This is a genomic window from Streptomyces xanthophaeus (assembly GCF_030440515.1).
Classification (GTDB): domain Bacteria; phylum Actinomycetota; class Actinomycetes; order Streptomycetales; family Streptomycetaceae; genus Streptomyces; species Streptomyces kutzneri.
The window spans coordinates 839,721-863,437 of record NZ_CP076543.1; the positions used below are offsets into that span (position 1 = coordinate 839,721).

Annotated in this window: 20 protein-coding genes; 12 read left to right on the plus strand and 8 right to left on the minus strand. The window is 71.2% G+C overall.

Annotated elements, in window-relative coordinates; all coding sequences use genetic code 11:
- Positions 1-367 precede the first annotated feature (367 nt).
- Entirely contained in the window at positions 368-2,125 is a 1,758-nt protein-coding gene (locus tag KO717_RS03755; protein ID WP_301364434.1) for a serine/threonine protein kinase, read from the plus strand.
- Positions 2,103-2,795 (plus strand): hypothetical protein, encoded by a 693-nt coding sequence (locus KO717_RS03760; RefSeq protein ID WP_301364435.1) that lies wholly within the window; start codon positions 2,103-2,105, stop codon positions 2,793-2,795. The genes KO717_RS03755 and KO717_RS03760 overlap by 23 nt, the downstream gene beginning before the upstream one ends.
- A 101-nt stretch (positions 2,796-2,896) precedes the next feature.
- On the opposite strand, the gene KO717_RS03765 is transcribed toward KO717_RS03760, so the two are convergent.
- The 3 genes from KO717_RS03765 to KO717_RS37290 form a co-directional block, all read right to left on the minus strand.
- Positions 2,897-4,543: a hypothetical protein gene (locus KO717_RS03765; protein ID WP_301364436.1), complete on the minus strand. Its 1,647-nt coding sequence runs from the start codon at positions 4,541-4,543 to the stop codon at positions 2,897-2,899.
- 197 nt (positions 4,544-4,740) lie between these two features.
- Complete coding sequence (locus KO717_RS03770; protein WP_301364437.1) at positions 4,741-5,292, minus strand: winged helix-turn-helix domain-containing protein; 552 nt, start codon at positions 5,290-5,292, stop codon at positions 4,741-4,743.
- A 225-nt stretch (positions 5,293-5,517) separates the two neighbouring features.
- Positions 5,518-5,691, minus strand: coding sequence for a putative leader peptide (locus tag KO717_RS37290; RefSeq protein ID WP_367401501.1), 174 nt, complete (start codon positions 5,689-5,691; stop codon positions 5,518-5,520).
- 487 nt (positions 5,692-6,178) lie between these two features.
- Between KO717_RS37290 and KO717_RS03775 the strand changes: the two genes are divergently transcribed.
- The 4 genes from KO717_RS03775 (at position 6,179) to KO717_RS03785 (ending at position 9,559) form a co-directional block, all read left to right on the plus strand.
- Positions 6,179-7,378, plus strand: a complete 1,200-nt coding sequence (locus KO717_RS03775) for an acyl-CoA dehydrogenase (protein ID WP_301364438.1) — start codon at positions 6,179-6,181, stop codon at positions 7,376-7,378.
- 125 nt (positions 7,379-7,503) lie between these two features.
- Positions 7,504-7,962, plus strand: a complete 459-nt coding sequence (locus KO717_RS03780) for an RrF2 family transcriptional regulator (protein WP_301364439.1) — start codon at positions 7,504-7,506, stop codon at positions 7,960-7,962.
- A 144-nt stretch (positions 7,963-8,106) separates the two neighbouring features.
- Entirely contained in the window at positions 8,107-8,205 is a 99-nt protein-coding gene (locus KO717_RS37295; RefSeq protein WP_367401502.1) for a putative leader peptide, read from the plus strand.
- A gap of 241 nt (positions 8,206-8,446) precedes the next feature.
- Positions 8,447-9,559 (plus strand): ABC transporter substrate-binding protein, encoded by a 1,113-nt coding sequence (locus tag KO717_RS03785; RefSeq protein ID WP_301364440.1) that lies wholly within the window; start codon positions 8,447-8,449, stop codon positions 9,557-9,559.
- 118 nt (positions 9,560-9,677) lie between these two features.
- On the opposite strand, the gene KO717_RS03790 is transcribed toward KO717_RS03785, so the two are convergent.
- Both KO717_RS03790 and KO717_RS03795 read right to left on the minus strand, forming a co-directional pair.
- Positions 9,678-9,893, minus strand: a complete 216-nt coding sequence (locus KO717_RS03790) for a DUF6243 family protein (protein ID WP_301364441.1) — start codon at positions 9,891-9,893, stop codon at positions 9,678-9,680.
- Positions 9,894-10,171: 278 nt separating this feature from the next.
- Complete coding sequence (locus KO717_RS03795) at positions 10,172-10,774, minus strand: PadR family transcriptional regulator (RefSeq protein ID WP_301364442.1); 603 nt, start codon at positions 10,772-10,774, stop codon at positions 10,172-10,174.
- A 38-nt stretch (positions 10,775-10,812) separates the two neighbouring features.
- Here KO717_RS03795 and KO717_RS03800 point away from each other — a divergent pair, with 38 nt between their 5' ends.
- Positions 10,813-11,499, plus strand: a complete 687-nt coding sequence (locus KO717_RS03800; protein WP_437184464.1) for a class I SAM-dependent methyltransferase — start codon at positions 10,813-10,815, stop codon at positions 11,497-11,499.
- A 134-nt stretch (positions 11,500-11,633) separates the two neighbouring features.
- On the opposite strand, the gene KO717_RS03805 is transcribed toward KO717_RS03800, so the two are convergent.
- The 3 genes from KO717_RS03805 to KO717_RS03815 are packed head-to-tail and all read right to left on the minus strand — an operon-like array spanning position 11,634 to position 16,498.
- The gene (locus KO717_RS03805) at positions 11,634-12,638 is read right to left on the minus strand and encodes a hypothetical protein (RefSeq protein ID WP_301364443.1); all 1,005 of its coding nucleotides are present in this window, start codon (positions 12,636-12,638) and stop codon (positions 11,634-11,636) included.
- Between the two features lie 3 nt (positions 12,639-12,641).
- Complete coding sequence (locus KO717_RS03810) at positions 12,642-13,148, minus strand: hypothetical protein (RefSeq protein WP_301364444.1); 507 nt, start codon at positions 13,146-13,148, stop codon at positions 12,642-12,644.
- Entirely contained in the window at positions 13,145-16,498 is a 3,354-nt protein-coding gene (locus KO717_RS03815) for a CHAT domain-containing protein (RefSeq protein WP_301364445.1), read from the minus strand. The genes KO717_RS03810 and KO717_RS03815 overlap by 4 nt, the downstream gene beginning before the upstream one ends.
- A gap of 275 nt (positions 16,499-16,773) precedes the next feature.
- On the opposite strand from KO717_RS03815, the gene KO717_RS03820 reads away from it, so the two are divergent.
- The 5 genes from KO717_RS03820 to KO717_RS03840 all read left to right on the plus strand — a co-directional run bounded on the left by KO717_RS03820 (position 16,774) and on the right by KO717_RS03840 (position 23,385).
- Entirely contained in the window at positions 16,774-17,646 is an 873-nt protein-coding gene (locus tag KO717_RS03820) for a hypothetical protein (RefSeq protein WP_301374356.1), read from the plus strand.
- A 63-nt stretch (positions 17,647-17,709) separates the two neighbouring features.
- On the plus strand, positions 17,710-18,144 hold the full coding sequence (locus tag KO717_RS03825; protein WP_301364446.1) for an NUDIX hydrolase: 435 nt from the start codon (positions 17,710-17,712) through the stop codon (positions 18,142-18,144).
- A 449-nt stretch (positions 18,145-18,593) separates the two neighbouring features.
- Positions 18,594-18,905: a hypothetical protein gene (locus KO717_RS03830; RefSeq protein ID WP_301364447.1), complete on the plus strand. Its 312-nt coding sequence runs from the start codon at positions 18,594-18,596 to the stop codon at positions 18,903-18,905.
- Positions 18,906-19,370: 465 nt separating this feature from the next.
- Positions 19,371-21,104 carry a hypothetical protein gene (locus KO717_RS03835; RefSeq protein ID WP_301364448.1) on the plus strand — a complete coding sequence of 578 codons (1,734 nt, stop codon included), beginning with the start codon at positions 19,371-19,373 and terminating at the stop codon, positions 21,102-21,104.
- 223 nt (positions 21,105-21,327) lie between these two features.
- Entirely contained in the window at positions 21,328-23,385 is a 2,058-nt protein-coding gene (locus KO717_RS03840) for a protein kinase domain-containing protein (protein WP_301364449.1), read from the plus strand.
- Positions 23,386-23,717: the final 332 nt, after the last annotated feature.

The following is a 23,717-nucleotide window of genomic DNA, read 5'->3' on the forward strand; positions in this document are numbered from 1 at the left end:
CGCTTCGAGTGAGCGGTCGGTCAGTGGCCAGGACGTCGGAAAGACTCACGGCGGGGCGGCCGACCAGGGCTGTCAGCGTGTGCCGCTGGCGCTCGGTAGCGACCCGAGCGTCGCGCTGCCACTTCTGTGGCGGCCGGCGGCATGAGCGTGTCGAAGTCCTTCTGCTTCGCCGAAAAAAGCCGACCAGGACCACATCAGCGCCCTCTTTCGGGAGCCGGGTGAGTAGTGGTTGCTCACGCGCCTCGACACAGGCGGCCGGTTGACTGGCCGCAGCAGCCGGCCCGGCCGGCTGCCGGTGCGGCGGGAGGCATGCTCCCAGGCGCGCACGGCAACGATGCATGCGAGGGCAGCAATGGACGACGGGGACATGAGCGCACATCCACGGTGGAAGGTTCCCGGTTACACCCATGGCAGGGAATTGGGCGCCGGCGCATGCGGGAGGGTCGTCGAAGCTCTGGACGAGGCTTCCGGCGCCCCGGTGGCGATCAAGTATCTGACCCACGGCGCGCGCACCGCCTTCCGCGCCGAGGCCCGTCTGCTGATGCGCCTGCGGTCGCCGTACGTGGTACGGATCGACGACTACGTCGAGCACCCCGAAGGCGCCGCGATCGTCATGGAGTTGGTGGAGGGCGTCTCACTCAGGGCGCTGCTGCGCCAGGAGGGCCCCACGGGTCCTGAGGCGGCCCTCACCGTGCTCAAGGGATCGTTGCTCGGCCTCGCCGCAGCTCACGAGGCGGGACTGGTGCACCGGGACTACAAGCCGGAGAACGTTCTGGTGGACCTTGACGGCCGCTCCAAGCTGGTGGACTTCGGAATCGCGGTGGCCAGCGGGGATGCCTCCGGCGTCGCCGGCACCCCGCCCTACATGGCTCCCGAGCAGTGGACCGGCTCCCCCGTCGCCCCCGTCACCGATGTCTACGCCGCGACGGCCGTCTTCTTCGAGTGCCTCGTCGGCTCCAAGCCGTACCCGGGCACCACGGCCCTCGAACTGGCGGTGCAGCACATCGAGGCGCCCATACCCGACGACAGGGTTCCTGAGGCGTTGCGGCCGCTGGTTCGCCGTGGCCTGGCCAAACGGGCAGTGGAACGGCCTCCGAGTGCTGCCGCGTTCGTCCGTGAGCTGGATGCGCTGGCGTCCGGCGAGTACGGCGAGGACTGGGAAGTGCGTGGGCACCGCACAATGGCCGCGCTCCTCGCACTCATGCCGATGCCGGTGCGCGCTCCCGACGAGGTCGTGACCGCGACGACGACCTTCGCGGACACCACGCTCGCCGCGACGACCACAGGAACGGCACCGGCACATGCCTCAGTGGCGGCGTCCGGTCGGCCCCGCTCCCGGTCCCGGTCCCGAGGCGGCGTCGTCGGCCGACGCACGTCGACGGCCGTCGCCGCGTCTGCCGCCCTCCTGCTCACCGGGGTCCTCGCGCTGTCCGCGATCGCTGAACAGGACGACACGGAAGACAGGGTCACAGGCACCGCCGGCTCGACCGTCTCACCCGGTACGCCCGACTCCCCGGCCGGCACCCGCAGCACGGGGCCCGGCGCCACCATCGCCCCCACTCCTGGGCAGTCCGGAACTGCTGCCGGTCCCGCTGCCGACAGCGGGACCGGCAGCAAGACCGGCAGCGAGACCGGGAGCGGCGTGGAGAGTTCCACGGTGGTCGGGAGTTCGCCGTCCTCTCCGGGTGCAGCACCCGGTTCCACGGAGCAGGCAGCCGTGCCGGCGCCCTCCACGACGAACGCCGCGCCTCGGACACCTCCCGTCGCACCGCCCGCCACGTCCCCCACCGTGCGGGTGCTGGCCGTGTCCCTGTCCCAGTACGGCTGCTCCGGCAAGTTCGGCACCCAGGCCGTCGCATCCGTGAAGTCCGACGGTGCCTCCACCGGAACGCTGATCCTCACCTGGTTCCACAGCAACACCCGAGGATCGGGCACGACCGTGGCGACGGACAGGATCACCATCCCCGCCGGGCAGACCTCGTTCAGCAAGACGTACGCCCACACGTTCGGAGCCGGCGATCCCTTCCCGTACTGGGGTGTTCAGGTATCGAGCGACCCAGCTCCGGCAACAGGCAGCGGCACGTACAAGGTGCTCTACGCCGATGACTGCAACCCGATCCTCTGAGCCGGCCATGGAACCCGGACCGTACGACGAGGAGCTGACCTCCTTCCTCCCCCGCTCCCACCCGGCCGACGAGGCGACCAGCGCCACCCTCCTGGACCATGCCGTGTGGGGCATGCCCTCGTCCGAGGAAGACGTGCACTCCACCGCGCCCGCGCCCTCCGTGCCCGCGCCCTCGATGCCTGCGTCGGGCAGCAGCCTGGCGAACCTCACGGCGGTGTGGCACGGCACCGTCCCCGCGCTTACGGGCGCGCCGTACACCGCCGGCGCCCGACGCAGGCGCGGCGTCCTCCGGGGCGGGTTTCTCGTGGCGGGGGCCACGCTCGTGGCTGCGCTGCTCCTCGTCCGGCAGCAGACCGGCGGTCCGCTGTCGGTGACGGGGGTCACCGTACGTCCCAGCTCCTCGACTGCCGGCTGCGACAGCACCGTGACGGTGCTGGCGACGATCCGCAGCAACGGGGAAGGCGGAACGGTGAGCTACCGCTGGCACCGCAGTGATGGCACGGTCACCGGCCCGGTGCAGCAGCGGATCGTCCCGAAGGCACGGCTGACCGAGGTCTCGCTCCGGTGGACCTTCCACGGCCCCGGCTCCGTGCAGGCCACCGCCGTGCTCGAGGTGCAGTCGCCGAACCGAGCCCGCGCCGAGACCACTTTCACCTACACCTGCCGTTAGGGTCACAGCGCCTCCAGCCGCTCCGGCCGGCTGGAGCGGCTGGCCGGCAGGAGCAGCGGATGGCCCTGGGAGGAGAGCAGCCGGGCGGCGGCCGCGCCCGATCAGGAATCGGAGCGGAATGCCCCGTGCACGCGCAGGTCGCCGTTGATCGCCACCTTCCCGTCGTTCGTGTGCATGATCCAGGCGCCTCCGTCACGGACCGACAGATGGGCGCCGGCGTTCACCTTCCCCTGCAGGCGCGACTCGCCTTGGACGCGCAGCATGCCGAGGGTGGTGAGGTCGCCGGTGACTGTGACCGTGTGGTCCGCCTTCACCTCGCCCTCGGCGTCGAGGCGGCCGTGGACGATCAGCCGCGGCGGGCCGTCCTGTGTCTCCAGCACGTTGTCGACGCTCAGCCCGCCCTGGAGGGTGAGGCGTTCCTTGACCCGGGCCCGGTGGGTGATCACGTCGTTCAGGTCGGCCTTGTCGGCCGCGACCGTCCCCCACTGGCGGCTTCCGGCGCCCTGGAACACGTTCATCCCGGAGGCCGGGAACTCGATCCATCCGTCGGCGGCCGTGCGGCCCTGCACCCACTTGGTGTTGATGCCGTTCAGGTCCGCCAGATCAGCGGCGACGGTTCCCCAGTCCTGCTTTCCGTCCTTGCGGACGTTCACCCCAGACTGCGGGAACTCGACCCATCCCTTGCCTGAGTCCCGGTCCCCCACCCACTGGGTGTTGATGCCGTTCACGCTGATCCTGTCGGCCGTGACGGTCCCCAAGTCGCTTCCGCCGCCGCGGCCGACCCTGATTCCGCCGGACGGGAACCCGATCCACCCGGCGTCGCCCTCGCGCCCCCGGACCAACGCCGCGGTCACGGTATCGACGTCGGCCTTGGCGGCGGAGAGGGTGCCGGGGGCGTCGGCGGCGTCGCGGATCCGGGCCCCCTGCGCCGTGAAGACGATCCGGCCCCGGTCCGTCGTGCCCTCGACCCATGGGCTGTGGACACCGGTCGTCGCGGTGACGCTCTCGAACTCGGGGCTGCGCAGGTGGACGGTGGTGGTGAGGAAGTACCCGGGCTGCTGCCCGCCCGGGGAGGTGGCGATCAGGGTGTACGTGGCGTCCCGCTCGGGCTCCTGGCCCGCCGCCGGCGACCACTGCCAGCCGGTCGTGCCCTGCGTCGGCGCGACGGGCTGCGAGGATCCGTCCGGACCCTGGATCCGGTAGGTGAGGGTGTCGGGCCCGTCCCATCGCAGGACGACGTCCTGGCCTCCGGCCACCAGGGACTGCTGCGCACGGAAGTTGCGCGGGACCTTGGGCAGTTGCTTCAGCAGGCTCAGGGTCACGGGGGTCTTCCGCACGAAGGCGCCGTTCGCCGCCCTCTCCGTCACGCGCAGCAGCACCAGTCCCGGTGCGCTGGATACGGGGAAGCCGTCCAGGACCAGGGCCATGGAGCCGGCCTCCTGGAACAGCGTGTTCTGCTGGGCGGTCACGGTGAGGACACCCGTGGTGTCGTCCCATGCGACGATCGGCTCCTCCCCCTTCTTCGTCGCGGTGTTCCGCTCGACCCGGGCGGTGATCGTCTTCGGATGTGCCGTCAGATCACCGTCCGTCTGGCCGCAGGGCACTCGTATCTCGATGGAGTACCAGATCACCTCGTCCATGGTCGGATTGGAGACGACGATGTAGACCGATCCCTGGCGTTCCTCGCCCGCGACCGGCACCTGGAGCGGAGCCGGATCGGTGAGTACTTCGTAGTGCAGAGAAGCCATCGCTGAAGACCCCCTGATCACGCTGTCCGACGCTTGCCCCCGACGGGCGCATCTCCTCCAGAACAGCACTCACCGGACAACCCGACACCCGGATCCGCCCTAACCGGCGCGAAACAGACGTTCGCTGACCGAATCGGGAATCTCCTACTTTCCGAGAGCGCGGCTCACGGCCCCGCAGGTGTTCGCCAAGACACCTCCTACCGGTGGTCGGGAACGTACCGGTAGCCGACGCGGCGCACGGTGGATATGCGGTCGCGGTGAACGGGGCCGAGCTTGCGGCGCAGCCTGGCCACGTGGACATCGACGGTACGGCCGTCGCCGATGTGCCCATAACCCCAGATGCCCGAGATGAGGGCGTCACGGGTGTGGACCGTGTACGGGTGCGCCACGAGGTGGGCCAGCAGGTCGAACTCCAGGTAGGTGAGATCGAGTTCGCGCCCGTCGACCTCGACCAGCCGCCGCGCGCGGTCGACCCGGATCGCGTCGTCGGAGTGATCGGGTTCCGGGTGCCGAGCCGGCTCCGGCTCGGGGGCCGGAGGCGTCCCGGGCGCGAGGGGGCGGATCTCCGGGCGTATGCCGTGCGCGCTCATCACCACCACCGGGTCGACGTTCGCGGGCAGGAACACGAGGTATGCGACGCGGCCGCCGTCGCTCTCGTCGGCGGGGACGACGGGCGGACGGTCGCCGACCAGTTGGAGGCGCGGGGCCGGGGAACGGCGGAGGGCGGGTGCGGGAATTGCGGTGGTCACGGTGAGCCCCTTCGGCTGCTCGGAGTCGGATACGGATGCCGGGTGTTCGGCCACGACGGGGCAGGGGTCTCCGCAACGGATGCGAGCGGGAGGATCGGCGCGTCGCACGCCGGCCGGACCCGTACGGCTCAGAGGCCGGGGGGAGGGACGGCGAGCGCGGCGCGCGGAGACGAACGACAGCCGGCAGACCGGCGCGCGTCGAGGAATCACCCTGTCGAAGAAGCCCTAAACGGGTCGGCAGACGGCGCTGGCGACGCGACGGAAGTCAACGTGCCTGCGGCGTACGAGCAACGGCTGCGACGGGGACATGGCCACATGGTGGGGTGCGCGGCGGGCACGCGTCAACACTTCCCTACTGATTGGATAGGAAATAACCGCCGACAGGCCTCTGACCTGCATCGTCTTTCATTCCGAGATCGAAGCGTCCACCATCCGGTCACGCTCTTGCCGGGCAGGCCGCTTGGGGCGAGTATTCCTATCACTCCGATGGGAAAGGTAGGAATACGGTGAACTGCGGTCGCGCGGGGCACTGACGCTGCCGGCATCCGCCGGGCTCGGCGCCCGGCCCGTGCGCGTGTCCGCAGAGCCGACCGGCGTCCTCGCGCACCACCATGTGCCGCTCGGCCGCTGCGTCGGAGCGTTGCCTCGGATGATCTCCGGAGCCCACCGCAGGCGCCCGCGCAGCCCGGCGGAACGTCCAGTGCAGCGGCCTGCCCACCCACCCCCGCCTCCCCTCCCTCGCTCCCCTCCCGCACGTTCAGCAACCGGCCGACGCCGCCCGACCATGTTCCGGAGTTGTCGACATGACGACCGCCATCCCCCATGGCACCGCTGTCCACCCAGCCCACGCACCACGCAGCGACACCCGGGCCTGTCGGTGACGCCGGTGCCGACGACACCGGGCACCGCCGGCCACCGATCCACCGACTCACAGCGCCGCGCACTCCTGCGTACCGCCCGCGATGTGGCGGACGACCTCGCAGCGGACGCCATCGTCCGCGATCAGGCGGGCAAGGAACCGACCGACGAGACGGCCCGGCTGCGCGAGGCCGGCCTGCCGGCGGCGCTCACCCCGCCCGGGCCGGGCCGCGGGGCGGACTGGGCCACCGGATGCGCCGTCATACGGGAGATCGCCGCGGCGGACAGCTCGGTCGGCGACGTACTCGCCCGCCACTACGTGCACACGTGGAGCGGACGTTTCTACGCGAGCCCCGAGCACGCGACCGCCCTCGAAGAGGAGTCGGTGCGCGGGCAGTGGCTGTGGACCGGCGCGGTCCGCACTCCTCGGCCCGACGACGACGCGGAGGGACCGGACCTCACGCTCAGGCGGCACGCCACCGGCTACGTGCTGAGCGGGCGCCGGGCCGTGGACACCGCGGTGGCCACGGCCGACCAGATCGTGGTCGACGCCGTCTGCGCCGCGAACGGCGAGGTCCTCGTCGTACGGATCCCACCCGGCGCACGGGGCGTGACGGTCGAGCCCGCCCACGATCGCCTCGGGCAGCGCGTCGCCGGCGCGGGCGAGGTCGTCCTCGACCGGGTCACCGTCACGCCCGAGCAGGTACTGGGCCGCCGGCCGCACGACGAGGAGTCGACCGCACCCTTCACCGCGCTCGCGGAGCCGGCGCTCCGGCTCGCCCTGTGCCACGTCGGCCTCGGCATCGCCGAGGGCGCCCTCACCGAGGCGCGCGACCTCAGCAGGGGCGGCCGCGCACACCGGCTTCCCGGCGAGGACCCGGATCTCTTCCTGACCTACGGGGAACTCGCCTCCGCCGCCCAGACGGCCACCGCCGTGGTCGACCGGGCGACGGACGTGATGGCGCAGGCCCTCGACGCGGGGCCGCACCTCGACGCGGAAGGAGCCGCGGGCGTCGCAGCCCTGGTCGCCACGGCCGAGACCGTGACGTCGAAGGCCGCCCTGCGCATCACCGCCCGGGTGCTGGAACTCGCCGACGCGCCCGGCCTGGACCGGTTCTGGCGCAACGCCCGGGTCCTGACGGCCCACCGCCCTGTCGCGCACCGCCTGCGTTCCATCGGCGAGCACTACCTCAACGGCTCCCACCGCCCGGTGGCCGCCTTCCGCTGACGCACGACACGGCATTGCTCCGGTCGCGGGCCCGCGACCCGCCCCCGGCTGCCGGGTACCCGTACCCGGCAGCCGGCTGCCACCCATGGCGTACACGGGCCGCAGCCATGCCAGATAATGTCCGTATGCGGATCTCAGCCAGGGCGGACTATGCGGTACGGGCCGCGCTGCAGCTTGCCGCGTCACAGGATGACGGGCCGGTGAAGGCAGAGGCCATCGCCGACGCCCAGGACATCCCGCACAAGTTCCTCGAGGGCATCCTGAACGACATGCGCCGGGGCGGTCTCGTGCTCAGCCAGCGAGGCGGGAACGGCGGCTACCGGCTGGCCAAGCCCGCTCAATCCATCAGCGTCGCGGATGTGATCCGCGTCGTGGACGGACCGCTCGTCTCGGTGCGCGGAGTCCGCCCGCCGGACCTGTCCTACACCGGCCCCGCCCAGGCGCTGCTCCCCCTGTGGATCGCGCTGCGGGCCAATGTGCGCGAGATCCTCGACGGCGTGACGCTCGCCGACATCGCGTCGGCCGATCTGCCCGCCGACGTATCGGCACTGGCCGACACCCCCGGCGCCTGGACCAATCCCTAACCCCACACCCCTCGCCCCACCTGCACGTTCTCGCATGTCGAGATCTCTGCATCCAGTATGCGGACAGCCCCTTGGGGCGGGTCTCCGCCTCTGCCAATATGCCTACCAACCAGGTGGGAAAACTAGGAATCCAGGGAGGTGGCCGTGCGAACACTGCACCACGCAGGCCGGATGCTGCCTCTGACCTCCCGCCGGCACATCGACCTGGTCCGCACGTCCAGCGCCATCTGTCAGTCCGGCTGACGCGCCTCGCCGGGCCCGGCCCCACACGCAGGTCATCACTGGGCGCCACCCCGGCCCCTCGGCCGACCTCACCCGCCGTCTGCCTTCGAGCGCGGGCGTCCGTCCGGCATCCCCTCCCCGGTCTGCAACCGCGAACCCGCCGCCGACGGCCGGGAGTGACTTCCGTGTGTGCCGATGGCTTCGCGTCGCCCTGCTCCGTCCCCGCAGCTCCCTGAACACCATCCCGTGAAAGGACACCTCCGTGTCTGCCGCAAGACCGCTCACCGCCCTGCGTGCCATCGCCGTCACCGTGACCCTTCCCCTCCTCCTCACCGCTTGCGGCTACGGCTCCGAGGCGAAGAAGGAGGACGACAAGTCCGCCGACACCGCGGCCGATGCAGGCAAGAAGCTGTCCGCCTCCGAGGTCCGGATCGGGTACTTCCCCAACCTCACCCACGCCACCGCGCTGGTCGGCCTCCAGGAAGGCCTGATCGAGAAGGAACTCAACGGCACCAAGATCAAGCCGCAGTCCTTCAACGCCGGCCCGTCCGAGATCGAAGCCCTCAACGGCGGCTCTCTCGACATCGGCTTCATCGGCCCCTCGCCGTCCATCAACGGCTACGTCAAGTCCAAGGGCTCCAACCTGCGGATCATCTCCGGATCCGCCTCCGGCGGCGTCAAGCTCGTCGTCAACCCGGACAAGATCAAAACCCTCGACGACCTCAAGGGCAAGAAGATCGCCACCCCCCAGAAGGGGAACACCCAGGACGTCGCCTTCCTCAACTGGATCTCCGAGAAGGGCTGGAAGGTCGACCCCGAATCCGGCAAGGGCGACGTCTCCGTCGTCCGCACCGACAACAAGGTCACCCCCGACGCCTTCAAGCAGGGCTCCATCGACGGCGCCTGGGTCCCCGAACCCACCGCCTCCAAGCTCGTCTCCGACGGCGGCTCCGTCCTCCTCGACGAGACCAGCCTGTGGCCCGACAAGAAGTTCGTGATCACGAACATCATCGTGTCGCAGAAGTTCCTCGAGGAGCACCCCGACGTCGTCGAGGCCGTGCTACGCGGCACCGTGAAGACCAACGAGTGGATCCACGCCAACCAGGACAAGGCCAAGGCCTCCGCCAACGCACGCCTCGAAGCCGAAGGCGGCAAGCCCCTCGACGCCAAGGTCATCGACCCCGCCTGGCCCAGCATCGCCATCACCGACGACCCGCTGGCCGCCACCCTGAAGACCCAGTCCGAATGGGCGGTCAAGGCCAAGCTCATCGAGGAGCCCGACCTCGCCGGCATCTACGACCTCACACTCCTCAACAAGGTCCTCAAGGCCGCCGGCAAGCCCGAGGTCTCCGACGCCGGCCTCGGCGCCAAGTAGTTCCTGACCGGTCGAGCTGATCGAGGACGGGCCACGGGAAGCCCGCACGGGGCAGGGCCGGACCGCGCATCGCGGTCCGGCCCTGCCCCGTGCGGTGCCGCCTTGCGGCGGCGGTGCGTCAGCCCTGTGCGGTGTCGTCGCCCGCCTGCCCGGTGCCCTCGGCGGCGCCCGCCTTCTCGCGCATCTTGCGCACCAGCTCCGCCTTCTGGTCGGCCGCGCCCCGGCGGTCGAGGTTGCGGTGCGGACCGTTGTTCTGCCGTTCGGCGCGGGACAGCCTCTTGCGCTGGCCGCCGCCCTGGCCCACGGGGTTGTTGATGTTCTTGCTCACGGTCACGGGTTCTCCCGGTAATGATGTGAAGTGATCTGCGGATTCATCGGTGGGGGACGGGCAGCGACGTCGAAGGACGTCGGCAGGGGCCCATCACGCCCTCACTCGTGGATCGGCCTCTGGAAGAACATGACAAAGACGGTACCCGGTTCCGCCGGCCCCTCACGCCAACCCTTTCGCCACCCGGGCACACGGGAGGTCGCCGGTGCGGGCTCCGGACGTGTGCGCACGTGTGCGCGCACCGCGTCGTCGCCCCGCGGGCGGGCGGACGTCGCCCGCGCGGCTCAATCGCTCCAGCTCGCCCGTCGCACGGTCTCGGCGATCTCAGCCGGGTCGGGGGTGGCGTCCGCAGGGTCGTCGGGCCACTGCCGGACGACGGCCTCGGCCCACTCGGCCCAGCTGGCGACGAGTCGGTAGTAGTCGGTGAGGAAGCGGCCGACGAGCAGGGTCTGAGCGGCCCTTTCCTGGAACGGGGCCCGGCCGGCGAGATGGGCGTGCGCCACCGCCACATTGCCCTGGTTCCGCTCTTCGGCCCAGGCGCGGGCGGCCTGGAGGGTGGCCAGGGTGTCGGCGCTGGTTCCGGAATCGGCGAAGAACACCTTCAGCAGCTGTTCGGACTCCAGTACCGGCCCTGCGCTCGGTCGGGGCAGCCAGTCGGCCAGCGCGCGCCGCCCTTCGGCGGTGATGGTGTAGACGGTGCGCGGCCGCCGCCCGACCGCCTCCTTCGTCGCCTCGGCCAGGCCGTGGCGGACCAGCTTCTTCGGCTCCTCGTAGAGCTTGCTCTGGGCTCGGGGCCAGAAGGGCGCGTGCCTGGGACGGACAGGAAGGCGCGTACTGGGCGGAGCACGCCGATCGGTTCGACCGCGCGCTGGGCCCCTATCGAACACGTCTCCTCGACGCGGCCGGCGTATCCGCCACCGACCACGTGGTGGACATCGGCTGCGGGACCGGCGAGACCACCCGCGACGTCGCGGGACAGGCGAGCAGCGGCCTTGCGCTGGGCGTGGACCTGTCGGCCGCGATGCTGCGGGTCGCCCGGCGGCGAGCGGCGGACGAGGGGCTGCACAACGCCGACTTCATGCAGGCGGACGCCCAGGTCCACGCCTTCTCCCCCGCATCGTTCGACGTGGCCGTCAGCCGCACCGGGACGATGTTCTTCGCCGACCCGGTCGCCGCGTTCCGCAACATCGGGAGGGCGCTGCGCCCGGGCGGACGACTCGTGCAGCTGGTCTGGCAACCGCCGACGGGCAACGAGTGGCTCCTCTCCTTCGCTCGGGCCCTGGCCGCCGGACGGCCGTTGCCCACACCCCCGCCCGACGCTCCGGGGCCGTTCTCGATGGCCGACCCCACGCGCGTACGGACCGTTCTCGGCGCTGCGGGCTTCACGGAAATCCTGCTGGAGCCGCACAGCGAGGCGATGTGGTTCGGTCAGGACGCGGCCGACGCGGAGCGTTTCGTGCTCGGCCTGCACGGCTGGATGCTGGACGGTCTCGATGCCGAGGGCCGGAGCCGTGCTGTCGACGACTTGCGTACTACGCTCACCGCCCACGAGACCGGCGACGGCGTCCTCTACGCCTCGGCAACCTGGATCATCCGGGCGACCCGCCCCTGACGAACCAGTCGGTCATCCGGTGGGCACGCCCCTGCACGCGGCGCCGCCACCGGATTCGGAGCGGCGGCGGACCGGCGGGCCCAACGCGGTCCCCGGCAACGCGGTCCCCGGCAACGTGCTCCCCGCCACCGCGGTCATCCGTACGGGGTCAGGACCCCCACCAGTCCGGCAGCGGCAGCGACCGCCAGGCTCAGCTGCGTCAGCGAGATGCCGGAGCCCGTGCGCACGTCCGGAACGTCGGGAGCCGTCCGCGGGCTCTCGGCCGGCGGGATCTCGTGATGCGTGGGAACGCCCCGGTGCCAGAACAGACAGATCCGCCTCCAGCGTTCCCGCTCCGCGTCCGGACCGGGGCGCGGCTCCTCGCCGAGCGCCTCCAGGAGGTCGGTGCGGTGCAGATCGAAGGCCACCCGCACGTGCTGCCCGTACACCAGCGCGGCGTTCAGAGCGCCTCGGTAGGACGCCCAGGCCAGCAGCACGCCGCCCCACAGGCAGCACAGCAGCAGGGCGGGCGGGCCACCCCGGGCCGCCACACAACCGGCCCCGAGTGCGGCGAAGGCACAGGAGAGGACGGCGCGTACCAGGAGCGCGGACAGCTCCGCCCGCGCCGTCGCCAGTGCTCCGAGCAACCCGCCCGGGAGCAGTGGGAACAGACGGGGCCAGACCAGTACGGCATCGATTCCGTAGCGCAGCTGTGGGTACAGCTCCGCGGCCTTGAGGATGTTTCCCAGGCGGGTCGGCCTCACCTCGTGCAGTCGTGATCTCGGCGGGTAGAGGTGCTGCGCCGCTCCGTCGGCGCACCTCAGCAGCCGCAGCCGGTGGCAGCGGCGTCCGAACCGGCCGAGCGACTGGTCCGCGATCCGGCCCCAGTACCCTTCCGCACACCTCAGCAGGGCGGACTGGGCCGAGTCCAAGAGTGCGGAGACGAGCAGGACAGCGGTCAGGAAGCCTCCCACCAGCAGTGCCTTGACCTCGGCGGGTTGGGATTTCCAGATACGCAGAACGGCGCCGGGCGGCTGCTCTCCGGCGAACAGTGCGACGACGGCCAGCAGGGAGCAGAAGACCAGGCTGGGCAGCAGCACGACGCGGACGAACCGGCGGCCCGCGAACTGGGCTGCCTCGCCCAGCGTCGTCGTGAACACCGCTCACTCCGCCCTGATGGCCAGCGGATGCGGCGCGGCCTGCGGCACAGGGCCGGGACAGACCGGTGGGAAGTCGGGGTCGTAAGCGGTCAGGGTGGTGAGGCGCCCGCAGTGGCAGACGACCCGCGCGACGGGGGTGGCGTAGCTGCCGGCGAGAACGGCGTCCGAGGGCGACGGGGTGTCGCTGCGCAGCGTGCCGTGAGCCGACAGGGTGACCAGGTACGAGGAGACGGTGTGCCGTTCCAGCACGCCCAGCGTGCGACTGCGGTCCTGGACCAGCGCACCGTACGGGTTGAGGGCCAGCAGGTCGAGCGCACCGCCGGTGCACAACGCCGACATGGTCATCGGTGCGGGAAGGAGCACGGCGGGCGGAAGGCCGGCATCCGCGTCGTCGAGCCTGCCCAGTGCGGTGGGCCACCCCTCCTCGTCCACCGTCATGACGTAGCCGCTGCCCGCCACCGCCTCGGACAACGGGGTGACGGGAGCCAGGGTCAGTTCGCCGAGTGTCATCGCCAATCTCCTACCAGGGTGAACGGGGCCCAGAAGAACGGGGAAGCGAAGGCGGGCAGGGAGTAGTCGGAGCTCAGCCGGCCGTGCTGGAACCGGACCTGCCGCTTCAAGTCGGTCAGGGCACGGTGTTCCTCGGTGCCCTGACCGGTGTCCGGCAGCAGCCTGGCGATCTCCTTCAAGGCCTCTGCCGTGTCACCGGCCCGCAGTCGCAGTTGGGCGAGGTCGTGCCCCAGCCGAACGGCGATCGGCTGGTTCTCCGGCAGGTTCCGGAGCCGCTCGCACTGCGCGACGGCGTCGCGGAAGCTCATCCTGCGCACACCGCTCCGTGCCGCGGACAGAGCCGCCCCGACGGGGCGGCCCCGCCCGAGCTCCCGGTAGAAGCCGGCCATCAGCAATGCGGTGGAGACGTCGTCGACCGACCACTGGCTGACGATCACCGCCCTGGCCCCGGCATGCAGCAGTGCCCGGGTGAGGCCGATCAGCTCGTTGCCCCTGCGGTATTGCTGGCCCCCGGTCTCGCAGCCGCTCACGACCACCAGGGAGCCGTCGAGCCGTACGGGGAGGAAGTCCTCAACGGTCAGCCGCCCGTCGGCCAGACGGACCGCCGAACCGGAGGGCTGTGCCCGGTCGAAGCCGTAGTGGCAGGCGAGGTGGAGTACGTCGTACGGCTCCGCGCCCAGTCTCTCCAGGAGCCGGTGGCGGGTCGCGGAAGGGCCGGTGTGCACCTCGGCCCGGGGCATGAGGGCGCCGACGAGATGGGCTTCGGCCCGAGCGTGCGGCAGGTCGCCGTCCGGATCGGCCATGATCAGCGCCCGCCGGACGTCCGATTCCCGGTCCCGGCCGAGCCGGTGCCTCAGCAGCGAGGCACTGGGGGTGACGCAGAGCGGATTGCGCTCGCCGAGCGGGACCCCGTCCACCTCCACCGCGTGCAGCGGCAGGCCGTGCAGGGGCCCGTCCGGCACCAGCCACAGGGTCTCTCCGGGTGCGCACTGCTCGGCCACCGCCCGCAGAAGGGGCTGCAACGGAGCCCCCCAGCGGGCCGGACCGTCCGGTGCGGGCAGAGGGAGCAGGTCCGGGTCCTCGTCCAGCGGCACTGCGAAGACCGCAGGTGCCGGCCGGTCGGCGCGCACCACCAGCGCCAGCATCCGCGAGCCGCGGCGGACGAGTTCACAGAGCACTACGCCCGGCGGCAGCACCGCGCGCAGTTCCTGGTAGGTGGCCGGTGCTCCACGCCGGTGTCGGACGTAGGCCGCGCCGAGCGGCCCGGACTCCTCCAGTTCCGCCCAGACCGCTTCGCGGGCCGCGCGGTAGCGCCGCTGATGGGCGGGGTAGATGTCCATGTGCGCGGAGGCGGGCCGGCCGGGACGCGGGAGGACTCCGTCCCGTACTCGTCCTTGCTCCGTCCCGCGTTCCCGGTCGCGCAACCTCGCGAGTTGCTGCGGGAGTTCAGGTGAGACGGAGGAGCCGAACACCTCCAGCAGCAGTCGTGACCGGCTGCGTTCGGCCAGCTCGACGGCGTCGGCCGGGGTGAGGTGGGCAGCCTGCCCGTCGGCGATGAGCTCGATCAGCTGCGCGCAGGAGGGGGTGAGGTCCAGGTCGATGCGGGTGTCGCCGTCACTGACGCGTTCCCGCAGCCGCTCGACGAGATCCACAATGGCCAGGAGTTCGGCGGTGAGGTCCGGCCAGCGGCGCTCCGCCTCGGCGAGCCGGGCCAGCAGCCGGTGGGCCTCCGCCTCCTGCGGCAGGTCGCCGACGGAGCGGGCGACGGTGGCCACGTCCTCGGCGATTCCCCGCGCGGCGGGGGATCCGCTCTCCTGGCACTCCCGCGCGCGCTGCAGCGCCTGACGCAGGTCATGGGCGGCGGGCATCTCGTAGCGGTCGAGGAAGGTGCTGTACATGCTGCGCGCCCGGGCCTGGGCGGGAAGACTCGGACCGAGTGTGTCGGCGATGCCGGCGAAGCGCTGCTCGACCAACCGCACGAACGCGATCTCCTGGTGAAGGTGGCTGCCGAACGGCAGCCAGGTCGGCAGCTCGTCGAACAGTCCTTGGGCGGACCGCAGGGCGAGCGGCATCATGCGGGCGGCGGCCCGGCCCGCGGCCCTGTCGCCCGCCGCCGCCTTCAGCACCAGGCTCAGACAGGTCACCGCCCTGGGCAGATCCGCCCGGTCGGCGACCTGTTCCAGCTCGCTTCGGGCTTCCTCCGGGCGTTGCAGGTCGAAGAGCAGCACGTCGGCGGCGAGGCAACGAGCGGCTGCGGCGTTGCCGTCGAGGCCGGCGGCGGCATACAGCTCGGCTGCGTGAAGGCGGTTGCGGAGTGCGTAGTCGAACTCCCCTGCGGTGCGGCTCGCTTCCGCCCGGACCATCGCGGTCATCGCCGTGACGATCCGCGCGGTGGACCACAGTTCCCGGTGCCGGGTGGAATCCGCTCCGGTGTGCTGGTGGCAGAGCCAGCGCAGCGACTCGGCGGCTGCCTCGGCGGCGCTGATCCACGGCTCCCCCTCCGAGGCGGGCACGGCGCTCACGGGCCGCCAGACCATCGGCACCGCGGCGTACGCCGTGCGGGAGGACAGCAGTTCACGGTGGCGCAGCCACAGTTCCCACAGCGCCAGGTCGGGTTGGTGCGGTGGCCGTGTCGCCGTTTCCCACCACCGCTCGTGCATGATCGCGTAGAGGCCGAGGGGGAAACGGTCGCGGGCGATCCGCGTCGTCAGGAGTGCGACCGCCGCATCCGCGCGCAGGGCCCAGTCACCGGTCCGCAGCGCGATGAGGGCGAAGCCGATCTCCAGGACGGTCATGACCGTCGCCGCGGGCAGGAGCGCGCCGGCATCCGGCTGAACCACGGCGATCAGCGCCGGCGTCCAGCCGTAGCAGAACCAGGTCCGGAGGCGGCCGAAGCACCGTACCCAGGGTGACGACACTCCCCCTACCTGCGGCCATGTGCGGAACTCGCGCAGGCAGCCGAGGAGGGTGACCGCGGCGGCCACCGCCGCCCACAGAACCACCTCTCCCAGGGAGGGATCCGCTCCGGCCGGCGGCAGCAGCGTCGCCACTCCTGTCCCCGCCAACAGCAGCACGGCCTCGGTGCGGCACTGCTGGCGCCTCGTAGCCCGGCTGATCGCGCGCATGCGCCGTTCGCCGGTCACCGCGCGCACGAGGATGAGCACGGCGAGGAGCAACCGCAGGACGTCGGGGGCCGGCCCCAGGTCCGACGGCCCCTGCCGGACCACGATCAGCAGCGGTACGGCGGCCGCGGCCAGCCGGGCCGTGCGCCACCCGCGATCGTGCAGGTGGGTGGGACGGGCCTGGATGTCCTCGTAGCGCCATGGCCGGTGCCGGCTGCGCAGCCGCATCGTACGAATCCTTCGCGGGGAAGTAGATCGACAACCAGGCTAGGGGCCCGCCGTCGCAGGAACCCGCTCCACGAACCCTGTCACCCGATCGTGGCAACCGCGGCCTCCGGTCGATGACCGAGCCGCCCACGCGTCCGTGCCCCGCCGGCGGGAACGGCTGCGCCGGGAGAGGCGGGACCCGGACGCCGGGGCGTTCGCCACCTGGCGGACGGACACAACTCAGCTTGCCCGCAGGCCTCTTCTGCTACGGTCACCTGTTCGCCGAGGAGGTCGCGATGACTGGATTCCCACCCGTTGCTGCCGCCCCGCTGGATCTGCGCCGTCAACCGGTGGAAGACATGCTGGTGCGGGTGGAAAGGGCGCTGGACGTGCAACTGGATCGGCAGGCGCTGGTACGCAAGCGCCGTTCTCTCGGTGGCCGTACCGATCGGGGCACGTGGGTACGGATCGAGCGGCGGGGCTTCGAGCGGATCGGCACGCAGGGCTGGAACGGGACCGAGGCCGCCGCCGTGCTGCAAGGGGTCACGATGCCCCAGTGGTACCAGGGCGTAGCGTGGCGCGAGCCGGGCGAACCGGTGATGTGGCGCGCCGATGAGCTGGAGCTGACGGCGTCGCCGTCGGTCGGCAAGGCCGCCCTGGTGCTCGAAGACCCGAGCTTGCCGGATGCCTGGTGGGAGGCACTGAACGCGTCGCTGGACGCGCTTGCCTCACAGCGGACGCCGCGGATCGCAACCCCGGACACGGTGACGATCACGCAGGAGCAGGTGACGCAGACCCTCGGGGAGGTCTTCCCCGGCCTCGCCGATCCGCGGATCGAGCGGTGGGCGCCGGCGCATGCGGATCTGACCTGGGCCAACGTGACGGGGCCGGAGTTCTGCATCATCGACTGGGAGGACTGGGGCATGGCGCCCCGGGGTCTGGACGCCGCAATGCTGTGGGGCAACGCGCTGGCCGTCCCGGTGCTCGCGGACCGCGTCCGGCAGGAGCGGCGTGAGGACTTGGAGAGCCGGGACGGCAAGCTGATGTCGCTCTTCTGTCTCTCGAAGATCGTCGGACCCCTCTCCTACGAGGGAGACCCGCTGCTGACGCCGGCCCGCAGGGAGACCGAACGCCTGGTGGACGAGCTTCGGTACACCCCGTACGGGTGAAGATCGGCCGCACACCTGCGCCGGGCCACGAACCAGTTCCTGTACCAAGTGGAGGTTGTTGCTGTGCCCGAGAAGATCACGAAGGAAAAGGTCCTCGTCTACGTCGTCCGCGAGGGGCGCCTGCTGGTGTTCCACCACACCGACTACTCCTACGAGGAGGTCGGCATCCAGGTCCCCGCGGGCAGCGTCCGCCCCGGTGAGACCCCGGAGGCCGCCGCTCTGCGCGAAGCCCGAGAGGAGACCGGCCTGTCGGACTTCAAGATCGTCCGCAAGCTCGGCGAGACCGAGTACGACATCAGCCCGTACCGGTTCGAGATCCAGCACCGGCACGTCTTCCACCTGGAGCTCACCGAGCCGACCCCGGAACGTTGGATGAGCCGGGAGGACCACGACGGCGAGCAGGAGCCGACTCACTTCGAGTGCTTCTGGATCCCGCTGGAGGCCGCGCACATTCTCCAGTCCGGCCAGGGCGCGCTGCTGGGCCGCCTGTCCGACTAGCCACTCGACCGGTCACGGCCAGCGCAGGCCTTCTGCGTGTTGGCGCTCCCACCGGGTCTGGTCAGACGTCAGGCTGCAGCCGGAGAGAGGAGTTCAGGGACACCGGCGGCCAGTTCGGCGGCTGCGACGGCGCGCGGGGCGGCCTGCCTTTCACCTTGGGCGGCGAGGGTGCGCGCGAGGCGGACGAGCGGTGGGACCGGGGCATCATGGATACGGGGCCCGCCATCGAGGCGCTCGGCGACGTGACGGGGGCTTCGCAGTGCGCGAACTCCACGAACAGGCCGGCATCGTGCCGGAGGTTGACGACACCTTCGTGCTGGGAACCCTCCTCGACCGGGTGGGCGCTGTCCCGCGACGGGTTGGGAGGGCCAGGGCTGCTCGAACCCGGCGGGGTCGGTGTGGGCGGATACTGTGGAGCGGGTCATCGGGGTAGCGGTCTGGGGGGACGCATGGGACGCAGCAGGCTTCCTGTGGAGAATGCAGGCAATGGCGATCTCTGTCTCTTCATCGAGCCGTACGGTGAGGACTTCTATCTGCGGCCCGGGGAGGTCTTCACGGTCGCGCCTGAAGCCGAGGGGGTCGATGTCTGGTTCTCAACCCTCGTCTGGGAGGGAGGCATCACGGTGTGGCCCTATGAGGACGGCGACCCGACCAAGATTGTCCTGGAGTACACGGTGACCGACGCCAACGGAACCCGGCTGGAGTGCGGTCACCAGAGGCCCCCGAAGCCTGCTGGCTCTGACGCGGCTGAGCTGGGTTGACCCTCTCGGTCACTGGGGCAGGGCAAAGTTTTGCAGCTGGGCGATGCCCGGCACGGCGTGGTGGACGCGATCCTCGAAGCAACGCGTCCAAGGACTCCCCGGGCGCGCTGCATCCGCGCCTCGACGGCGCAGAGCAGTAACCAGCTCGGTGGTGCTGCCCTGAAACGGCAGTAACCGGCACCCGCACAGCGGGATGTCAGTGCCGCAGGGCAACATGCCGAGCAAGCGCACCGACACCTTTCTTCATGGAGGATCCATCCCGTGACCGGCCGCCCGAGCTCCCCTGCGGTGTTTCCGCCTGAATTCCTCATCACGGCGATGACCGGCCGCGGCCCGGACGACCCTGTGGTGCGACTGGCGGTACGTCAAGTCCGGTCGGCCGATCACCCCGCCCTCGCTGAAGCTCTGTTGGCAGGACCACATGCTGAGGAGTCGCCACTGTGGCTCCTCGAGAGGGCTGTGGCAATGGATCTGGAAACCGAGGCAAACCCGCCGTACTTCGGCCGACAGCTCACCCTGACGGCGCGTGTGATGGGGCACCCCTCGTGTACGGCGTCGCTGCGCGACAAAACGCTGCGGATGTGCTCACCCGAGCAGCTGGCCCTGCTGGGAAGTCCGCGGGCGGACGACCTGCTGGCCGCGGCGATCGCCGACGTGGTGCGCGCCCGCATCGGTACACCGCCGCCCATGACACCCCAGCTGATCGACGCACCGACTGCAGCGCAGGTCTTGTTCCGGCAAGGCCCGTTGCATGACCTCGTGTTCGAGTCAGCTCGCGACATGCTTCCCACGGCTCCCGATCCCGATGCGTCAGCAAGCGGAGATGCCAAGGACTGGTTGGAACGGCACAAGCAGGCGCATGAAGCGTGGGGGAACATGTGGCGCCAGATACTCGAACGGCAACCTGACCGGCACCGGGATTTTGTGGAAGGGGCCGCCGGTACCGACTCCGAGCATCCGATCCACGAGCAACTGCTCGGCCGCCTGCCCTGGGCCGTCGAGCCGGAGCTGCTGGCCGAACTTGCTGCGGCCGACCTTGACCGCCTGTCCTTTCAGATCCTGCTGGCACAGGGCTCTCGCATGCGCCGGGACGGATCTGACGAGCAACAGATCCTGCAGCACTACGAGGCGGAACTGTCTGCCTGCACGGACGAAGAACAGCGCGAGTTCCGGTTCCATCTGGAACGGGAAAGCACGACGCTGCTCGACTTCGGATGCCGTGCTCCCGTCTCCTGGGTGCGGCGCGCCGCATCCGGAACATGGCGCCACGTCCTGAACCCGACGCAGGCCAAGGACGGCTACCGGCAGGCCGAGTGGCTGTCCCCGGCCAAGACCCTCGCCGAGCTTGCTGCGAACTTCGCCGAGGCAGCCATGCGTGCCCTGCCCTACTGGGAACCCGACAACCGTTACACGGCCGCCCAGCCGGACGATGTGACCTGGTTGCGGGACATGCTGCTTCACCTTCCGACGGTCACCGCCGAAGTCAAGGCCGCTGTCCGTCCCATCGTCCGGCATGTGCGGGGGCGGTTGAGCAACCACCACCACGGTCTCCAGCCGCGCTACGACCACCGACGCCGGATCGAGGACCTCCTCGACACGATCGAGCGTGTTCTTGCCGATCCGCCGCCGGCCATCGGCGCAGACCGGCGCCGTGCCGCGCTCGGCTCCCCGGAGAACGTATCCGTCCGCGAGCTGGCCAGTGCCTCGGCCCAGGTTCTGTGTGACTACCTGGACCGGCACGTCGGTGACGATTCCCTCGTTGAAAAGGCCCTCCTCGCCTCTGTGGCAGGCACATACCGATCAGCCGACGACCTCGAGGACGTCCTGCGTCGGCACAGTTCTCCCGATGAGGCGCTGCTCCGCGTCACGCTCGGCCTCCGCCGGAATCTGGGCGGTGCGCCGTCGTGGCGGGAGACCTGGACCAGCATGATCCTGACCAGGCCGGACACCGGCCCGGAACTCGTACGAGCGCTGCCGGCCTGGTCGGCGTTGCGTGCCAGGGGCAGCGGTCCGGGGAGCGCGCACCCCCTGGTGGTCTCGGTGGTATGCGAAGCGCTCGGCTCCGATCAGGGGGCTTGGGAGCGGTTTGCGAACGGTCCGGCCACCTACTCCGGACCGACCGCTTGGCTTCGCTTGGGTGATGTGCTGGACGCGGCCGCTACCGGAGCGACCTGGCCGAAGCCGCCGGCCGGCAGCTGAACGGCCGGGACTGCCTGTCCGCCGCCACGTTCTGAGCCGATACCCCTGCGAGGTCCGCCGAGACCGTTTGAACCCGCTCCGTCCCGGCGGCCAGGGGCCGACCAGGGGGACAGGCTGTCGGAGGCACCCCGGTCGGGTCTCCGCAAGGGCCTGGCTTGACTGGTGGTCGGCACGACAGGTAGGGAGAGGCTGTTCATCGCGCAAGGTGTGAAACGGGGGACATATGAAGCCGCTCGAAACGGGTGATCCCACCTCGGTCGGCGAGGGCCGCTACCGGCTGGTGGGACGGCTCGGCCAGGGGGGCATGGGCGTGGTCTACCTGGGCCGCTCCCGGTCCGGCCGTGCGGTCGCCGTCAAGGTCGTACGTCCCGAGCTGAGCACCGAGCCCGGGTTCCGGCGCAGGTTCGCCGACGAGGTCGCGGCCGCGCGGCGGGTCGGCGGCTTCCACACCGCGCCGGTGGTCGACGCCGACCCGGAGGGGGAGCCGGCCTGGCTGGTCACGGCCTTCGTACCCGGTCCCACCCTGCAAGCGGTACTGGCGCGCGTCGGATCGCTGCCCCTGGACACGCTCACCGTGCTGGCCGCCGGCCTGGCCGAGGCACTTGAGGCGATCCACCGAGCGGGGGTCATCCACCGCGATCTCAAGCCCGCGAACATCATCGTCGCGGAGGACGGACCGCGTGTCATCGATTTCGGCATCGCGCGCGCCCTGGACGGAACGTCCCTGACCCAGACCGGCCTGCAGGTCGGCACGCCGGGTTTCCTGGCACCCGAGCAGCTCACCGGCGGTGGCGTGCTCACCCCCGCGGTCGACATGTTCGCTCTGGGGGTGGTGCTCACCCAGGCGGCGGGCGGCGCCCCCTTCGGCGACGGCCCGTCCGCGGCCAGGCACTACAAGGTGGTCTACGAGGAGCCGGACCTGACCGCGGTGCCCGCTGAACTCCGGGCAGCCATCGGCGCCTGCCTGTCCAAGGACCCGGCGACACGGCCCACACCGGCCGCCTTCCTCGGTACCCTCACCGTCCGCCACCCAGACGGCGGCTCCTGGCTGCCGGAGGCGGCGACGCACCTGCTCCCGCCCCCGGAACCGGCGGTGCGGCCCACCACGCCGGACAGCCCGCCGGACAGCCCGCCGGACACCGCGCAGGAACTCCCGGTCCCGGACACCGCCCCGCCCGCCGTCGCGGAGCCCGGTACCGAACAGTCGCGCACCGTGACGGGGCCTGCGGCGCGGCTCTCCCCCGCCCCCGCCCCCGCGCAGGTGGCGCAGGCAGTTGCGGAGAAGCCCCGGCGGCGCCGCGCGGTGGTGGCGGCGGTGCTCGTGGCGTCACTCGCAGCCGTCGGCCTGTACGTGTGGCAGCCCTGGACCGACTCCACCAAGGACAATTCCAAGCCCGGCGCCGCCACGCCCACCGGATCCACCCCTGCCCCCGCCCCTGTCCCTGCCGCGTTCCCGGCCGGTCCCCTGTTGATCCGGCAGGACACCGCCCCGGGCTGGCCCAAGACGTGCCACGGCGTCATCGCCCGCCGGGACGCGGCGACGGAGAAGCCCGTGGAGCTCATCGCAGGGGGCGAAGGCGCATGCGACACGCTGCCCCAGTGGTCCCCTGACCGCAGGTCGTTCGCGTTCACCCGCAGCACACCCGAGGGCGCGGCGGTCTGGACCGCCAATGCCGACGGTTCGAACGCTCGGCGGATCACGTCCATCGCCGGCGGCAGGGTGTCCTGGTCTCCGGACGGCAGCCGGCTGGCCGTGCTGCGCATGAAGGACGGCGTACAGCAGCTGTTCGTGGTCGGCGTCGCCGACGGCGCGGCCCGCCAGCTCACGTCGGGCGGGGGCCAGGTCGAGGATCCCGCGTGGTCGCCGGACGGCAAGAGCATCGCGGTCTGCCTGCAGACGGGGCCCGGGAACTGGCAGATCCACGTGGTCGACCCCGCCGACCCGAACCGGGCCCCGCAGCAGGTGACCCGGCTGCCCCATCCGGCACTCGACCCGGTGTGGTCACCCGACGGCACCACCTTCGCCTACACAGCGGGGACATACGGCGCGGGCACTCAGGGCGACATCCGCCTCGTGAATGCCGACGGCGGTGACGATCGTGAACTGGTCGCCACCAGCGCCCATGAGATGGACCCCGCCTGGTCCGCCGACGGCACCTGGGTGGCCTTCGTCCGCGGTCCGTACGAGCAGCCCGTGATCTGGGCCGTGCGCGCGGACAAGACCGGCGAGCGCGCGCTCACCACCGGCGCCACCACCGAGGGACATCCCACCTGGCGCTGACGCTCGTCGGCCGCGGAAGAACCGTGGCCCCGCCCCACCGCGTGGGCCATGCGCGGCGCAGGCCAGGAGACATGGCAGGTTGGGCCGTACGGGTCACGGACCGGCGCGCAGAAACGATCACGTGTGCGGCGCGGCCGAACGACCGTGCCGGAACCCGCAAGGATCGAGAAGCCAAGATCCTCTTTCTTCGAAGGAGAAACAGCGCGGCTGTGCGCTCCCGTCGTGCCGGGATGGCCGTGGGGTATTCCTTGCGGGTGACCGGCGTACGACGGGCTCGGACCGCTTCCGGGCTGCTCCGCGACCGCCGCTGATCTCCTTCGGATCCGGATGAG

Coding starts and splice junctions, on each gene's coding strand:
- KO717_RS03760 (WP_301364435.1), top strand. CDS start 2,103: ATGACTGCAACCCGATCCTCTGAGCCGGCCATGGAACCCGGACCGTAC.
- KO717_RS03755 (WP_301364434.1), top strand. CDS start 368: ATGAGCGCACATCCACGGTGGAAGGTTCCCGGTTACACCCATGGCAGG.
- KO717_RS03810 (WP_301364444.1), bottom strand. CDS start 13,148: ATGACACTCGGCGAACTGACCCTGGCTCCCGTCACCCCGTTGTCCGAG.
- KO717_RS03820 (WP_301374356.1), top strand. CDS start 16,774: ATGACTGGATTCCCACCCGTTGCTGCCGCCCCGCTGGATCTGCGCCGT.
- KO717_RS03765 (WP_301364436.1), bottom strand. CDS start 4,543: ATGGCTTCTCTGCACTACGAAGTACTCACCGATCCGGCTCCGCTCCAG.
- KO717_RS03780 (WP_301364439.1), top strand. CDS start 7,504: ATGCGGATCTCAGCCAGGGCGGACTATGCGGTACGGGCCGCGCTGCAG.
- KO717_RS03840 (WP_301364449.1), top strand. CDS start 21,328: ATGAAGCCGCTCGAAACGGGTGATCCCACCTCGGTCGGCGAGGGCCGC.
- KO717_RS03835 (WP_301364448.1), top strand. CDS start 19,371: ATGGATCTGGAAACCGAGGCAAACCCGCCGTACTTCGGCCGACAGCTC.
- KO717_RS37290 (WP_367401501.1), bottom strand. CDS start 5,691: ATGCAGGTCAGAGGCCTGTCGGCGGTTATTTCCTATCCAATCAGTAGG.
- KO717_RS03815 (WP_301364445.1), bottom strand. CDS start 16,498: ATGCGGCTGCGCAGCCGGCACCGGCCATGGCGCTACGAGGACATCCAG.
- KO717_RS03830 (WP_301364447.1), top strand. CDS start 18,594: ATGGGACGCAGCAGGCTTCCTGTGGAGAATGCAGGCAATGGCGATCTC.